Raw genomic sequence first — 914 nt, 5'->3', positions numbered from 1 at the left:
TCCAGCTTAAAATGAAGTTGTAAGGTAGAGACTGGTGGATTTTTAGTAGAAATCATGAGCCCAACCTCATGAGATGAAAGCACTTTCGCTTGAATGATTTGCAGCCAGGGGATAAGATCCGGTAATGATTTATTCTCCGAAGGGCCGGTTTCYATGCCATCCACCCCAATTGGTGAATGCCCATCGAAATATTCAATCCTGAGCACAGCATAAGAGCGGGTACTGTTCCTCTTCAAGGCCATAGCCGCSTCCATCCGTTGGCGGGAGGTTTTTTTAGAACCGAAAATCACATTCCACAAAACGATTAACATTGAGGGGATGAGGAAGCCGAGCACCGCCAACCATCCACTGGAGGTCTTGACATAGACGGTAAGAAAGAGGGCTGCGGACARAATCGCAAGCAACCATATGTAGAGCTCCTGCCGCCATTTGGCCTGGCGCTTCCCAGATGTTGGAGGAGTGGACTGTGCTGGCTGAATTTCCGGAGCTTGCTCCGGCTGAGCTGCCGTACGTTCTCTCCATGGCAAATGCTCACCATTCAGCATATAGAAGTTATCGGCTGCTCCCTGCCAGACCTTCACCTGCGAGGGATGCGGCGACTGCCAGAGCGTAACGTATTCTTGAATGTCTTTCAGATAGAGGGCGGGATCGCCCGTRAACGAGAAATATTGTGAAAGCTCCAGATGAATAACGGCAGCAGAATGCCGCTGTACATGGGTCGACAAGGTTTCCAGCCACTCATGCACAGGTGCGGCAAGAGAAGGGAAATGGGCCAGCGTGCCGGGTAAGCTCAGGCGCAGCTGCTCTGCAGCATCCGCCCATGGAATCTGCCATTGGAATGCCTCGGAAAAGCATTCCCACTCAGGGAGATCCTCCACATCCGGTTGGTCCATATGGGGTTGAATCCTGCTCCA

General features: G+C 51.9%; 1 protein-coding gene. It reads right to left on the bottom strand.

The window, feature by feature from the left end; translation table 11 throughout:
• Positions 1-893, bottom strand: an 893-nt coding sequence (locus tag AB4Z50_RS35845; protein ID WP_441887263.1) for a hypothetical protein, incomplete at its 3' end; no start/stop codon positions are given.
• Between the last annotated feature and the right edge of the window lie 21 nt (positions 894-914).

This window comes from Paenibacillus sp. 2TAB26, from assembly GCF_052115145.1.
In the GTDB taxonomy this organism is placed as follows: Bacteria; Bacillota; Bacilli; order Paenibacillales; family Paenibacillaceae; genus Pristimantibacillus.
The sequence above is the reverse complement of the archived record's forward strand: the minus strand, read 5'-3'. Positions and strand labels throughout refer to the sequence as shown.